1 protein-coding gene is annotated in these 992 nt (G+C 51.1%); it reads left to right on the forward strand.

The window, feature by feature from the left end; genetic code table 11:
* Positions 1-992, forward strand: a 992-nt coding sequence (locus AACR75_RS02860) for an RHS repeat domain-containing protein (RefSeq protein ID WP_047691673.1), incomplete at both ends; no start/stop codon positions are given.

Here is a 992-nt window from a genome sequence, read left to right on the forward strand (position 1 = left end):
CAACAGCTTGGTAGAAATGGTGATAGCTTACGCCAGTATCAGTACGATGCCCTAGACAGGCTCGTAGGCATTAACGATGCCAAACGCGGTAATTCGAGATTCAGTCTAAACGCCAATGGCCAAGTTCAAGCCGAACGCCTGCAAAAGGGTTGGGACAGTCAGTACCGCTTTGTCCACCTGTTTGGTTACGACAGTGAACTCAACCTTAACCAACAAGGCTTTGCCACTGAATATGGTGATAGCAATGTAGTCTCGCTCGATGATGCACGAGTAAAACGCCAATCTCGCCAATACGATAAGGCGGGCCGTGTGTTGGATACGGGGCGATTCCGTTATCACTACGATAGGTGTGGTCGCGTGGTCGAGAAAACCGAATACCAAGACGGCTTCCGCCCAAAAACCACCCGTTTTGTTTGGAATGGGGATGACAGGCTCACACATATAGAACTGCCCGATGGTGGGCGGTACCGCTACCGTTATGACCCATTAGGCAGGCGAATCGCAAAAGAGTGTTTGAGCACCCAGCGAATCACTGAGTATTTGTGGGATGGGGCAAACATTGTCCAGCACAGCCAAAAGACCGCCGATGGCAGTGTTATTCAGGAAATCGAGTACCTGTACGAGCCAGAGAGCTTCCGCCCACTCGCGCAAGTGACGCACAAGGCAGACCAAGCGTCTCAGCTACACTATATCGTGACTGACCATGCAGGCACGCCACAGGAGCTGTGCAGCGAAAATGGTGAGGTGGTTTGGCAAGGTGAACAAGCCTTATGGGGCCATTATCAACAGCAAAATACACTTCCTAATCATGGTTTTAGAGAAAACGCCCAGAATGATGAGCTCTACTGTGACCTGCGTTACCAAGGGCAAATAGAAGACCGCGAATCTGGCCTTTACTACAACGTTAATCGCTATTACGATGCAGACAGTGGCCAGTACCTAAGCCCAGACCCTATAGGGTTTGCGGGAGGGCTAAGGCCGCAGGCGTATGT

The sequence above is a fragment of the Vibrio sp. ZOR0018 genome (genome assembly GCF_963865925.1).
Lineage (GTDB): Bacteria > Pseudomonadota > Gammaproteobacteria > Enterobacterales > Vibrionaceae > Vibrio > Vibrio anguillarum.